Origin of the sequence: Streptomyces sp. NPDC097640, assembly GCF_040302705.1 — a bacterium.
Lineage (GTDB): Bacteria > Actinomycetota > Actinomycetes > Streptomycetales > Streptomycetaceae > Streptomyces.
This window is the reverse complement of sequence record NZ_JBEOSB010000010.1, coordinates 207720-219956: the sequence shown is the minus strand read 5'-3', so window position 1 is coordinate 219956 and position 12237 is coordinate 207720. Positions and strand designations below refer to the sequence as shown.

Genomic DNA, 12237 nt, shown 5'->3' with positions numbered 1-12237 from the left:
CTTTTAACAGAACCCTTATGCCAGACGGCCCGTCCTTCTTCGGGGGAGAGGACGGGCCGTCGCGGCGAACGTTCGAGAGACGGGGTTTATCGGACGGTGAAATGCACCACGTCCTCCAGGAACGGGATCTCCACCCAGGGGTCGGGCTGGACCATCAGCGACAGCAGCACGATCGCCGAGCCCAGCACCCCGTACGTCAGCATGTCGGTGAACCGGGAGCGCACCGCCAGCATCCCGACCTCCGGCAGCGCCCACCGCAGCAGCGCGCCCGCCAGCAGGGACAGCCCCACCAGGACCGTGCCCGCGCGGAACGCGTCCAGGGACACCAGCAGCAGCCCCACGCCGACGCCGCCCATCACCGCCAGCAGCGGCCACTGACGGGCGGGCGCCGGAGCGCCGCCGGGCGCGGCGCGGCCGCCGCCCTCCGGGCGCGCGGTGTCCCGCGTGATCAGCGGAAAGCGACGCGACCTCATGGCGGTGCGCGGTCCGGCCGACTCGGCCGTCCGCTCGGCCGTCCGCTCGACGGTCGGCTCGGCCGTCGGCTCGGCGGTCGAGTCCGCGGTCGGCTCGTCGGCCTCAGCCGGCATGCCCGGCACCGGTGTCGCCGTCGTTGGCCTTGGCGTCGCGCTCCGCGGCCTCCACCACGTTGACCAGCAGCTGAGCGCGGGTCATCGGACCGACGCCGCCCGGGTTCGGGGAGATCCAGCCCGCGACCTCGCTCACGTCGGGGTGCACATCGCCGGCGATCTTGCCGTGCTCGTCCCGGCTGACGCCGACGTCGAGCACCGCCGCCCCCGGCTTGACGTCCTCCGCCTTGATCAGGTGCCGCACCCCGGCCGCCGCCACGATGATGTCGGCCTGCCGCAGCAGCCCGGACAGGTCGCGGGTGCCGGTGTGGCACAGCGTGACCGTGGCGTTCTCCGAGCGCCGGGTGAGCAGCAGCCCGATCGACCGGCCGACGGTGATGCCGCGGCCGACGACCACCACATGGGCGCCGTTGATCTCCACGCCGTGGTGGCGCAGCAGCTGGATGATGCCGTACGGGGTGCACGGCAGGGGGCCGGTCTCGTTCAGCACCAGCCGGCCGAGGTTCGTCGGGTGCAGCCCGTCCGCGTCCTTGGCCGGGTCGATCAGCTCCAGCACGCGGTTGGCGTCGATGCCCTTGGGGAGCGGCAGCTGGACGATGTAGCCCGTGCACTCCGGGTCCTCGTTCAGCTCCCGTACGGCCGCCTCGATCTCCTCCTGGGTGGCGGTCTCGGGCAGGTCGCGCCGGATGGAGGCGATGCCGACCTCGGCGCAGTCGCGGTGCTTGCCCGCGACGTACCACTTGCTGCCCGGGTCCTCGCCGACCAGCACGGTCCCGAGGCCGGGATGGACGCCCTTGGCCTTGAGCGCCTCCACGCGGCTGACGAGGTCGGACTTGATCGCGGCTGCGGTTGCCTTGCCATCGAGAATCTGCGCGGTCATGGCTTCATCCTCCCGGATGCGGGGACGTCTGTTCCAATCAGGGCCCGCCCCACTCGGGGTCCGGCGGGATCCGGGCCATGTATGTCGTGCGTCGTGTGACGTATGTCGCCCACGGCCCGAGGGCCGCACCCCGCGCGTCGGGGGTGCGGCCCTCGGTCGGTACCACTCAGTGGAAGAAGTGGCGCGTGCCCGTGAAGTACATGGTCACACCCGCCTTCTGGGCCGCCTCGACGGTCAGCTCGTCGCGGACCGAGCCGCCCGGCTGCACCACGGCCTTGACCCCGGCCTCGGCCAGCACCTCGAAGCCGTCCGGGAAGGGGAAGAAGGCGTCGGAGGCGGCGTACGAGCCGCTCGCCCGCTCCTCGCCCGCCCGCTGCACGGCCAGCCGCGCCGAGTCGACGCGGTTGACCTGGCCCATGCCGACGCCGACCGTCGCGCCGTCCTTCGAGAGCAGGATCGCGTTGGACTTCACGGCCCGGCAGGCGCGCCAGGCGAAGGCCAGCTCGGCCAGGCCGTCGGCGTCCAGCGCGTCGCCGGTCGCCAGGGTCCAGTTGGCCGGGTCGTCGCCCTCGGCCTGGAGCCGGTCCTTGGCCTGCACCAGGTCGCCGCCCTCAACCGACCGGTACTCGCCGCCCGCCGCCGGGGCGTCGGGGCAGCGCAGCACGCGGATGTTCTTCTTGCGGGCCAGCACCTCGACGGCGCCGTCCTCGTACTCGGGGGCGACGATGACCTCGGTGAAGATCTCGGCGACCTGCTCGGCCATGGCGACCGTCACCGGACGGTTGACGGCGATCACGCCGCCGAACGCCGAGAGCGGGTCGCAGGCGTGCGCCTTGCGGTGGGCCTCGGCGACGTCCGCGCCGACCGCGATGCCGCAGGGGTTGGCGTGCTTGATGATCGCGACGCAGGGCGCGTCGTGATCGTACGCCGCACGCCGCGCGGCCTCGGTGTCGGTGTAGTTGTTGAAGGACATCTCCTTGCCGTGCAGCTGCTCGGCGTACGCGAGGCCCTTGCCGGAGCCGTTGGTGTAGAGCGCGGCGGGCTGGTGCGGGTTCTCGCCGTAGCGCAGCACCTGCTTGCGCTCGTAGGTGACGCCGATGAAGTCCGGCCAGGGGCCCTCGTCGGCCGCGTAGCCTTCCGCGAACCAGTTGGCGACCGCCACGTCGTACGCGGCGGTGTGCTGGAACGCCTCGCTCGCCAGCCGCTTGCGCTGCTCCAGGTCGAAGCCGCCCTCGGCGGCGGCCTTCAGCACATCCGCGTAGCGCCCGGGGTTCACGACCACGGCCACGGACGGGTGGTTCTTGGCGGCGGCGCGGACCATCGAGGGGCCGCCGATGTCGATCTGCTCCACGCACTCGTCGGGCGAGGCGCCCGAGGCGACGGTCTCCCGGAACGGGTAGAGGTTGACCACGACCAGCTCGAAGGGCTCGACGCCCAGCTCGGCGAGCTGCTCACGGTGCGAGTCGAGCCGCTGGTCGGCGAGGATGCCCGCGTGGACGCGCGGGTGCAGCGTCTTGACGCGGCCGTCGAGACACTCGGGGAAGCCGGTCAGCTCCTCCACCTTGGTGACCGGGACGCCCGCGGCGGCGATCTTCGCCGCCGTCGAGCCGGTCGAGACGAGCTGGACCCCGGCCGCGTGCAGCCCCTGGGCCAGCTCCTCGAGCCCCGTCTTGTCGTAGACGCTGACCAGCGCGCGGCGGATGGGCCGCTTCGTACCTTCGGCGGTCACGGGATCATTACCTTTCGTCCCTCAATGCGGTAGCCGTTGCGGGCCAGACGCCCCACGACCTCGACGAGCAGCGAGCGCTCGACTTCCTTGATCCGCTCATGCAGAGCGGACTCGTCGTCCTCGTCCCGGACCTCGACCACGCCCTGGGCGATGATCGGGCCGGTGTCGACGCCGTCGTCGACGAGATGGACGGTGCAGCCGGTCACCTTCACGCCGTACGCGAGCGCGTCGCGCACGCCGTGGGCACCGGGAAAGCTGGGCAGCAGCGCGGGGTGGGTGTTGACGCACCGGCCGCCGAAGCGGGCGAGGAACTCCCGCCCCAGGATCTTCATGAACCCCGCCGAGACCACGAGGTCCGGCTCGTACGCGGCGGTGGCCTCGGCCAGCGCGCGGTCCCACTCGGCGCGGGTGGCGTGGTCCTTCACCCGGCAGACGAAGGTGGGGATCCCCGCGCGCTCGGCGCGCTCCAGGCCCGCGATGCCGGAGCGGTCGGCGCCGACGGCCACGACCTCGGCGCCGAAGCCGGCGGCTCCCTCGGCGGCGATCACGTCGAGCAGGGCCTGAAGGTTCGTACCGGAACCGGAGACGAGGACGACGAGGCGGGCGGGGCGCTCGGGGCGGGCGGCGAGGGGAGGCGGGGAGGCCACGGCGGGGATCTTTCTCGCGGGCGATGCGGGGGGTGGTGCGAAGGCTGGGCGGGTGCTTCTCTGTGGTGGTGCGACAGCGTTTGTGTGGTCGTACAAGGTCGCGGAGTCCTGAATTCCGGGGAACTCTACGAAGCCGCCGACCGTCAGCAACGATACCGGCACATCAAACGGCCCCCGGGGGACGGGGGCGGGCGCGGGAGGTAGCGTCTGGACTGCGAATCCGACTGACGCCGTGGGAACCACCGTCGCGCCCGCGCAGGGGAGCCGTACGGCGCAGGCCGTACGGAAGCCTTGCGTGCAACACGACGACACAAGGGGAAGACACCTCCACATGCCGGACCGACGCCACCGCGCGGCTCACTGCCTCACGCCGACCCCTGCCCGTACCGGGGGGCCGCGATGAGGCACGCCCGCACGTCGCGCACGACGCCGCTGCTCCGGGAGCAGCAGTCCCCGTCCTCCTCCGCCTCGCCCGAGGGCTCGCCCGCCGGGCGCGAGGAGCACAACCCCTTCGCGCCGCCGCCGGAGGGACGGCCGGACCAGCCCTGGCAGCCCAGGGCCCGGCCCGACGCCGCGACGGGCGGCGGTGAGGGCGGCAGCAACAACGGCAACGACAGCGGTGAGCCCGGCGGGCCTGGCGGGCCTGGCGGGCCTGGCGGGGCCGGTGCCCCTCCGTGGCCCAGCGCCCCCGGCGCACCGGGCGGCCAGGACGGCGCGGCGGGTGGCCAGGACGGCCAGGACGGCTCGCCGCAGCAGCCCCCGGCCTGGGGCAGCCAGTGGAGCAGCCGCCAGCCCGGCCGCCAGAACGGCGGCTTCGGCTCGGGCTCTGGGCGGCCGTCCGGTAACGGCGGCCAGGGCGGCTCGGGCGGCCCGCGCTGGGACCCGACCGACCCCGCCCAGCGGCGCGCCCGCTACGCCCTGCTCGCGGGCATGTGGGGCTTCTTCTTCGCGCTGTTCAGCCTGCCGCAGATCGCGCTGCTGCTCGGCGCGCTGGCCCTCTACTGGGGCATCAGCGCCCTGCGCGCCAAGCCGCGCCGGCCCGCGCCGGCGACGCCCCCCTCGGCCGCCCCGCTGAACGCACCGCCGCCCGCCCCGGGCACCACCCCGGCCCACCTCCCGGCGCCGGGCACCGGCCCCTCGAAGCCGCAGTCCACGGCGGCGATCAGCGGGCTGGTCACGGGCGGTCTGGCGCTGGCCATCGTGGCGGCGACCTTCACCGTCCAGATCGTCTACAGCGACTACTACTCGTGTGTGGACGACTCCCTCACCCAGACCTCCCGTCACGCCTGCGAGGACCTGCTGCCGAAGCAGCTCCGTCCACTGCTCAGCACGGAGGACTGAGCGGGCTCCCGCCCAGCCGCGTCGGCCGCCTGCGGCGGGCTTTGTTCCCCTCCCCGCCCCTTCCCGATTCCTGGGGCAGGCCCCCAGACCCCGGTCCTCAAGCGCCGGACGGGCTGAATTCAGCCCGTCCGGCGCTTGAGGACACGCCCGAAGGGCGTCCGGGGGTCCGGGGGCCTGCCCCCTCACGCGGCGGAGCCGCATATCGATGCTGCGGGAAGGGGCGGGGTGGGGAAGAGCCCGCCGCAAGGCATCGAGACCCGCCGGACGGGCCTAATGGCCCAGGTCAGCCGGTGGCTTGGCCGCCGGGTCAGCCTCAGGCGCGGGGGCCGCGGCACGCGGGAGCAGCTGCCGCCACCACGGCGCCGACGCGTCCCCGGCCTCCGCCGCCAGGCCCTCGCCGCGACCCTCCTGCGCGCGCTTCGCCGACGCGGCCCAGGCCCGGGCCTCCGCCTTGCGGGCGCACCAGGCCAGCAGCGCGGGTACGAACAGCCGCAGCCACCGCAGGAGCACCGCTCCGGGGATCCCCGGCACCGCCGTCCAGACCAGCGCGGCCGCGCCCGTACGCCAGCCGCTCGGCCCCAGCTCGGCGAGCCCGTGGGTGCCCAGGGCCCCGCCGGACGCGGCGGCCAGCACCGCCATCGCGGCCGCGCAGCCGAGCGACGCGCAGGCGGCCATCAGGGCGGTCTGCCCCCAGCCCCACACCGCCACGGCCGGGCGCGGCGCCCGCCGCCCCTCGCCGTCGTCGCCGTCCACCCGCCGTACCGCCGCGACCGCGACGAACCACGCCACCGACGCCCCCGCCACGCACCCCGTCACCCAACCCAGCAGGGTGCCCCCGCCCTCGGCGGGCAGCGCGGCCAGCAGGGGGAAGCGGGGCAGGTCGGGGTAGTCCGGCGTGCCGAGCGGGCCGACGGCGGCGGCGCCGACCATGAACCCCGGGCCGAGTGCGTACGCGGCGCCCCAGACGATCGCGTTCGGCAGCAGCGCCAGGGTGATCAGCAGCACCGCGAAGCGGCCGGACCACTCGTCGCTGAGCTCCAGAAACGCCAACTGCACCTCGCCCGCGTGGCTCATCAGCGACACCGCCGTGAGCAGCGCGCCGGTGCCGAGCAGCACGGCGAGGGCGCTCCCGGCGGCCCGGAGCGTCCCGCCGCGGAACGCGGGGGTGCGGTAGAACGGCGGCCGGAACGCGGCGGACCCGGGGGCGGCGCCCCGCCGCGCGCCGGTCGACCGCAGCCGTACGAAGGGCACCAGGCGCACCAGGCGCACCAGCCGCCTCAGCCGGTGGAAGGCCGCGACGAGCCGTACGGCGCGCGGCAGCCGGGCGAGCAACCGGGCACGCGCCCATCCCCCCAGCCGGCCACGCCACCGACGACACGCCTGGCGCGCACGGACGGGCAGCAGCGGGACGGGGAACCGTCCGTCCGCCGCCCACACCCCCACCGCCACGGCGCTCGCGGCGACCAGCGGCAGATGCAGCAGGGCGCTGAGCGGTTCGACGTGCAGCGGCCCCGTCGCGGCGTACACCACGATCGCCACCCCGACCAGCAGATAGCCGCCCGTCACCCATCCGAAGGCGGTGCGCGGGTGGAGCGGGGCCCCGTCGGGCAGCCACCGCCCCTCGCCGCCGCCCGCCGCCTCGGGCTCCGCCTCCTCGTCCGGCACGCCCGTCTCGATCGCATGCCGCCCGGCCCGGTAGAGCAGCCAGCACGGCAGGGCGCTGAACAGCAGCGGCGTGAGCCCGACGGGCGCGGTGCCCCCGGACGCCGCCCCGGTCCGTACGAGGTCCCCGCCGTGCGCGAGAAGCCACAGGTCGGCGGCGATGTGCAGGGCCCCGTCCGGGCTGCTGTCGGGGTCCGAGGAGGTGATCCACAGCAGGAGTACGACGACGGCGAGCGCGCCAAGACCGAGCCCCGCGGCCACGACGCCGCCGAGGAACGCCTCCCTGACCGCGGAGGACGGGCGCCGGAGCACGGCGCGGCGCCGCGGCCAGCCATGGGGGGACAACGACGGGCTGCGTTCGGTCAATTGGGTCACGCGCCCATGCTGCCAATAACAGCCGTTTCATCCGCACATCAGGCGATTAGTCGCCGTGTCGCAAAGATTGCGCTTATGCCCTTTTCGCGATAGAGGCGGCGGAGACGGAAAAGGGCGCGGGCCCGCATCACCGAGTGGGTGATGCGGGCCCGCGCCCGTGAGCCGTGCGCTCCGGCGGGCGGCGTCAGCCGGCCAGCGCGGCGCGGGCCAGGCGAGCGGTCTCGGACGGGGTCTTGCCGACCTTCACGCCCGCGGCCTCCAGGGCCTCCTTCTTCGCCTGCGCGGTGCCGGAGGAACCGGACACGATCGCACCGGCGTGGCCCATGGTCTTGCCCTCGGGCGCGGTGAAGCCCGCCACATAGCCGACGACCGGCTTGGTGACATTGGCCTTGATGAAGTCCGCGGCCCGCTCCTCCGCGTCGCCGCCGATCTCGCCGATCATCACGATCAGGTCGGTGTCGGGGTCGGCCTCGAAGGCGGCCAGGGCGTCGATGTGGGTGGTGCCGATGATCGGGTCACCGCCGATGCCGACGCAGGACGAGAAGCCGATGTCGCTCAGCTCGTACATCATCTGGTAGGTCAGCGTGCCGGACTTCGACACCAGACCGATCCGGCCCGGCTTGGTGATGTTGGCCGGGATGATGCCCGCGTTCGACTGACCCGGCGTGATCAGACCCGGGCAGTTCGGGCCGATGATGCGGGTCTTGTTGCCCTTCTGGCCGGCATAGGCCCAGAAGTTGGCGGTGTCGTGGACCGCGATGCCCTCGGTGATCACGACGGCGAGCGGAATCTCGGCGTCGATCGCCTCGATGACCGCGTCCTTGGTGAACTTCTCCGGGACGAAGATGACGGTGACGTCCGCGCCGGTGGCCTCGATGGCCTCCTTGACGGTGCCGAAGACCGGTACCTCGGTGCCGTCGAAGTCGACCTTCGTACCGGCCTTGCGCGGGTTCACACCACCGACGATGTTGGTGCCCGAGGCGAGCATCCGACGGGTGTGCTTCTGACCCTCGGACCCGGTCATCCCCTGGACGATGACCTTGCTTTCCTTGGTGAGGAAGATAGCCATGGTGTTGGTGACCTGTTCCCTTACTTCGCAGCCGCGAGCTCGGCGGCGCGCTCGGCCGCTCCGTCCATGGTGTCCACCTGCTGCACGAGCGGGTGGTTCGCGTCGGTCAGGATCTTGCGACCCAGCTCCGCGTTGTTGCCGTCGAGACGCACGACGAGCGGCTTGGTGACCTCTTCGCCCTTGCTCTTCAGCAGCTCCAGGGCCTGGACGATGCCATTGGCCACGGCGTCACAGGCGGTGATCCCGCCGAAGACGTTGACGAACACCGACTTGACGTCCGGGTCGCCGAGGATGATCTCCAGGCCGTTGGCCATCACCTCGGCGGAGGCGCCGCCACCGATGTCGAGGAAGTTGGCGGGCTTGACGCCACCGTGGTTCTCACCGGCGTACGCGACGACGTCGAGGGTCGACATGACCAGACCCGCGCCGTTGCCGATGATCCCCACCTCGCCCTCGAGCTTGACGTAGTTGAGGCCCTTGGCCTTGGCAGCGGCCTCGAGGGGGTTGGCCGCGGCCTTGTCCTCGAGCGCCTCGTGCTCCGGCTGACGGAAGGCGGCGTTCTCGTCCAGGGAGACCTTGCCGTCCAGCGCGATGATCTTGCCCTCGCCGGTCTTGACCAGCGGGTTGACCTCGACGAGGAGGGCGTCCTCCTCGATGAAGACCGTCCACAGGGTCTGGAGGACCTCGGCGACCTGGTCGGCGATGTCGGCCGGGAACTTCGCCGCGGCGACGATCTCGGCGGCCTTCTCCTTGGTCACGCCCTCGATGGCGTCGACCGGGATCTTGGCGAGCGCCTCGGGGTTCTGCTCCGCGACCACCTCGATCTCCACGCCGCCCTCGACGGAGGCCATGGCGAGGAAGGTGCGGTTGGTCCGGTCCAGGAGGAAGGAGACGTAGTACTCCTCCTTGATGTCCGCGGTCTGGGCGAGCATCACCTTGTGGACCGTGTGGCCCTTGATGTCCATGCCCAGGATCTGGGAGGCCTTGGTGACCGCGTCATCCGCGTCCGAGGCCAGCTTGACGCCACCGGCCTTGCCGCGGCCACCGACCTTGACCTGCGCCTTGACGACCGCGCGGCCGCCCAGTCGCTCTGTCACCTCGCGCGCCGCCTCAGGCGTGTCGATGACTTCACCGGCCAGCACCGGTACACCGTGCTTGGCGAAGAGGTCCCTCGCCTGGTATTCGAACAGGTCCACGCGCGTCCGTCCCTTTTCCATGGATATCGCGGTTCGTTGTCTGCGCGGGCGTGCCGCGGTGGCAGCGTGAGGACGCGATCTTTGACGAGGGCGGCACACGTGCGCCGGGTACGCGGCATGTCCGTCTCGCAGGTTATCCCCGCAGGACCTGCGGCCCTAAATCGCAGATCACACTGGCGCGGTGATTACGGTCACAGATCGCGACCATACCCACCTATCTTCGTACAGCGGGGCTGCTCAGAGGGCAAACGAACGGGCGGCCCCCTCCCCAAAGAGGGCCGCCCGATCGGTCAAGCAGATGCCGTACGGCGTACGGCAGGTGGTGTCATCCTCAGACGTTCAGCCCGCCGAGGCCGTCGATCCCACCCAGGCCGTCGATGCCGTCCACGGTGGGCAGCTCGGCCGGGACGGTCGGCAGCTCGGCCGGCACGGAGGGCAGCTCCGCGGCCGGGAGGTCCGCCGGAACCGTCGGCAGCTCGGCCGGCACGGTGGGCAGGTCGGCGGGAACGGTCGGGAGGTCGGCCGGAACCGTCGGCAGGTCGGCCGGAACCGTCGGCAGGTCGGCGGGGACGGTCGGGAGGTCAGCCGGCACGGTGGGCAGGTCGGCCGGAACCGTCGGGAGCTCCGCCGGAATGGTCGGCAGGGTCGCGTCCGGCACGGACGGCAGGTCGGCCGGGGTGGCGGGGACGGCCGGCAGGGCCGGGAGCGCCGGGATGTTGGCGGCGTCCGTCAGGTCACCGGGGAGCACCGGAACCAGGAACTTCGCACCCGAGACCGCGTTGCCGACCAGGATCTGCCCGTCGGTGGTCACCGTCATGGTGAGGCCCTGCACCAGCAGCACGCTGTCGCCGGCCAGGCCCGTCGCGTCGCCCTCGGCGCCGTTGGCCAGGTTCTCGGCGAACGGAGCGACCTGGAGGTACACGTCGTCGCCCAGCACACCGGCGTCACCGGCAGCCTGCTGCACGACGGGGGTCACCTGGCCCACGACGTCGTTGCCGACGGGCGGCAGCTCGCCCGGGGCCACGCCGCCCACGGTCGACTGGGCGTCGCCCAGGGTGCGCTGGGCCTTGCCGGTCAGCTCCTCCGGACGGACGCCCGCGCCGGAGAGTGCGGCGAGCAGGTTGTCGACCGAGCCGGGGGTGGCGGGCAGCTCAGGGGTGGCCGGGACGGTCGGCAGCTCGCCCGGGACCGAGGGGAGGGCGGGCAGCTCGCCCGGGACGGAGGGCAGGACGGGCAAGGACGGCAGCGAGCCGAGGCCGGGGAGCTGCGGCACCACGCCGGGCACCTCGCCGGTGGGCAGGTCCAGGTCAGCGGCCTTCTGCGCCTTCTTGACCGTCTTCTTGGCGTCCTTGACCGTCTTCGCCGGGTCGGCCTTGTCGGTGGCGCCCTTGGTGAGGCCGTCGGTCAGGCCGGTCACGTCGCCGAGGCCCGGCAGCGCGCCCTTCGCGGCGCCGGTGACCTTCGAGGCCGCGCCGTCCACGGTGGCCTTGGCGCCGTCCACGGTCTTGCCGGCGGCGTCGGTGACCTTGGAGGTGTCGGCCACGCCGTTGGTCACGTCCTTCACGCCGTCCGTCGGCAGCGTGTCCCCGGCGGTCTTGGCGGCGCCGCCGACGGTGCTGGTGACGTTGTCGGTGGAGGGGACGTCGGGCAGCTCGGCCGCGTTGGCGGCGGCGGTGCCGAGGGCCCAGATACCCGTGGCGGCAGCGGCGACGAGGATGGAACGGCGGATGTTGTTACGCATGAGGGGGAAGTCCTTCGAATTCAGGGGGGATGTTCGGACGGGCAGACCTGACCCGCCCCCGCGCGGCAGGTCTCAAGCAGACGGGGGTGAAGGTCTGCCCTATCCGGGGAATTCGAGGACTTCGTTGAACCGCTCGCGCGTGGGCGCGGAGCTCTCGGCGCGGATGGCGCCGGGCCGCAGCGAATGGCTCGCCGGGCCGCCGGGCACGAGGGCGGCGTGGAGGTCCCCGTGACGGGGGGCGCCGCTGTCGCCGGTGCACTGGGAGACGGTCCCCACCGGGGAACCGGGAAGGGGGAGGCGAAGCGGCGCCGGAACGCCGCCGCCCTGGGCCGGGCCGTGCGCCGCCCGGACGACCGGGGCCCGGTCGTCGTCGGCGACGGTGCGCGGCGCGGTCACGGCCGCCGCCCGCGGGGCCATGGGCCCGATGCGGGAAGCGGTGTGCTCGGCCGAGCGCACGGGAGCCGTGTCGCCCTTGGCCTTTCGGCCGTCGAACAGGCGATGAGCAGGCACGGAGCCGCTCTTACCGGTGTCGCCGCCGACCCCGCCGAGCGCGTCGGAGGGGAGGTGGACGGGCAGGGAACTGCCCGTCTCGTCCAGCAGGTCGGTGACCGGCTCGGTGAGCTCCCGGGTCTGCCGCTCGACCGGCCGTACGGCATCCCGCACGGCGTCGTCGGTGACCTGGGCGGCGTCGCCCGCGGCCCCGGTGTCACCCGCGGCCCCGGCGACCGCGGCCGCGTCATTGGTGTGCCGCGCCACGGTGTCATCGGCGCCGCCCGGGTCGAGCAGCCCGGAGGCCGCCTGTGTGTCGACCGTCCCGCCCGCGTCCGTACGCTCGGCGGCGTGCGCGCTGCCTCCGAAGAGGAACGCGAGTGCCAGGAAACCCCCGAGGAACAGCGCCGCCAGCAGCGCCCGCCGCGCGGCCGCGGTGCGCGGCAGGCGCACAGCGGCAGGCATGGCGGACACAGCAGACAAGACAGGGGCCTTCCCAGACGTACGGGCATACGGAACAG

At 73.2% G+C, this 12237-nt stretch carries 10 protein-coding genes; 1 reads left to right on the top strand and 9 read right to left on the bottom strand.

Annotation, left to right across the window (positions count from 1 at the left end; all coding sequences use genetic code 11):
• Positions 1 to 86: 86 nt before the first annotated feature.
• The 4 genes from ABTY62_RS18210 to purN all read right to left on the bottom strand — a co-directional run bounded on the left by ABTY62_RS18210 (position 87) and on the right by purN (position 3843).
• Complete coding sequence (locus tag ABTY62_RS18210) at positions 87 to 473, bottom strand: DUF3017 domain-containing protein (RefSeq protein ID WP_311724630.1); 387 nt, start codon at positions 471 to 473, stop codon at positions 87 to 89.
• 103 nt (positions 474 to 576) lie between these two features.
• Positions 577 to 1467: a bifunctional methylenetetrahydrofolate dehydrogenase/methenyltetrahydrofolate cyclohydrolase gene (locus ABTY62_RS18205; RefSeq protein ID WP_352130424.1), complete on the bottom strand. Its 891-nt coding sequence runs from the start codon at positions 1465 to 1467 to the stop codon at positions 577 to 579.
• A 166-nt stretch (positions 1468 to 1633) separates the two neighbouring features.
• Positions 1634 to 3196, bottom strand: a complete 1563-nt coding sequence (gene purH / locus ABTY62_RS18200; RefSeq protein ID WP_352130423.1) for a bifunctional phosphoribosylaminoimidazolecarboxamide formyltransferase/IMP cyclohydrolase — start codon at positions 3194 to 3196, stop codon at positions 1634 to 1636.
• A complete protein-coding gene (gene purN, locus ABTY62_RS18195; RefSeq protein ID WP_352130422.1) occupies positions 3193 to 3843 on the bottom strand; it encodes a phosphoribosylglycinamide formyltransferase in 651 nt (216 codons plus the stop codon). Before purN ends, purH begins: the two co-directional genes overlap by 4 nt.
• Positions 3844 to 4242: 399 nt before the next feature.
• Between purN and ABTY62_RS18190 the strand changes: the two genes are divergently transcribed.
• Positions 4243 to 5184, top strand: a complete 942-nt coding sequence (locus ABTY62_RS18190) for a hypothetical protein (RefSeq protein ID WP_352130421.1) — start codon at positions 4243 to 4245, stop codon at positions 5182 to 5184.
• A 270-nt stretch (positions 5185 to 5454) separates the two neighbouring features.
• Here ABTY62_RS18190 and ABTY62_RS18185 read toward each other — a convergent pair whose 3' ends face one another.
• The 5 genes from ABTY62_RS18185 to ABTY62_RS18165 all read right to left on the bottom strand — a co-directional run bounded on the left by ABTY62_RS18185 (position 5455) and on the right by ABTY62_RS18165 (position 12181).
• A complete protein-coding gene (locus ABTY62_RS18185; protein WP_352130420.1) occupies positions 5455 to 7221 on the bottom strand; it encodes a cell division protein PerM in 1767 nt (588 codons plus the stop codon).
• A gap of 184 nt (positions 7222 to 7405) precedes the next feature.
• A complete protein-coding gene (gene sucD / locus ABTY62_RS18180; RefSeq protein ID WP_014177349.1) occupies positions 7406 to 8290 on the bottom strand; it encodes a succinate--CoA ligase subunit alpha in 885 nt (294 codons plus the stop codon).
• Between the two features lie 20 nt (positions 8291 to 8310).
• Positions 8311 to 9486 (bottom strand): ADP-forming succinate--CoA ligase subunit beta, encoded by a 1176-nt coding sequence (sucC, locus tag ABTY62_RS18175; protein WP_352130419.1) that lies wholly within the window; start codon positions 9484 to 9486, stop codon positions 8311 to 8313.
• Positions 9487 to 9817: 331 nt separating this feature from the next.
• Positions 9818 to 11227 carry a hypothetical protein gene (locus ABTY62_RS18170; RefSeq protein ID WP_352130418.1) on the bottom strand — a complete coding sequence of 470 codons (1410 nt, stop codon included), beginning with the start codon at positions 11225 to 11227 and terminating at the stop codon, positions 9818 to 9820.
• A gap of 99 nt (positions 11228 to 11326) precedes the next feature.
• Complete coding sequence (locus tag ABTY62_RS18165; protein WP_352130417.1) at positions 11327 to 12181, bottom strand: hypothetical protein; 855 nt, start codon at positions 12179 to 12181, stop codon at positions 11327 to 11329.
• Between the last annotated feature and the right edge of the window lie 56 nt (positions 12182 to 12237).

Bases quoted from the DNA above. Each gene is read 5' to 3' on its own strand.
- ABTY62_RS18210 (WP_311724630.1), bottom strand. From the start codon at position 473: ATGAGGTCGCGTCGCTTTCCGCTGATCACGCGGGACACCGCGCGCCCG.
- ABTY62_RS18205 (WP_352130424.1), bottom strand. From the start codon at position 1,467: ATGACCGCGCAGATTCTCGATGGCAAGGCAACCGCAGCCGCGATCAAG.
- ABTY62_RS18190 (WP_352130421.1), top strand. From the start codon at position 4,243: ATGAGGCACGCCCGCACGTCGCGCACGACGCCGCTGCTCCGGGAGCAG.
- sucD (WP_014177349.1), bottom strand. From the start codon at position 8,290: ATGGCTATCTTCCTCACCAAGGAAAGCAAGGTCATCGTCCAGGGGATG.
- ABTY62_RS18170 (WP_352130418.1), bottom strand. From the start codon at position 11,227: ATGCGTAACAACATCCGCCGTTCCATCCTCGTCGCCGCTGCCGCCACG.
- ABTY62_RS18165 (WP_352130417.1), bottom strand. From the start codon at position 12,181: ATGCCTGCCGCTGTGCGCCTGCCGCGCACCGCGGCCGCGCGGCGGGCG.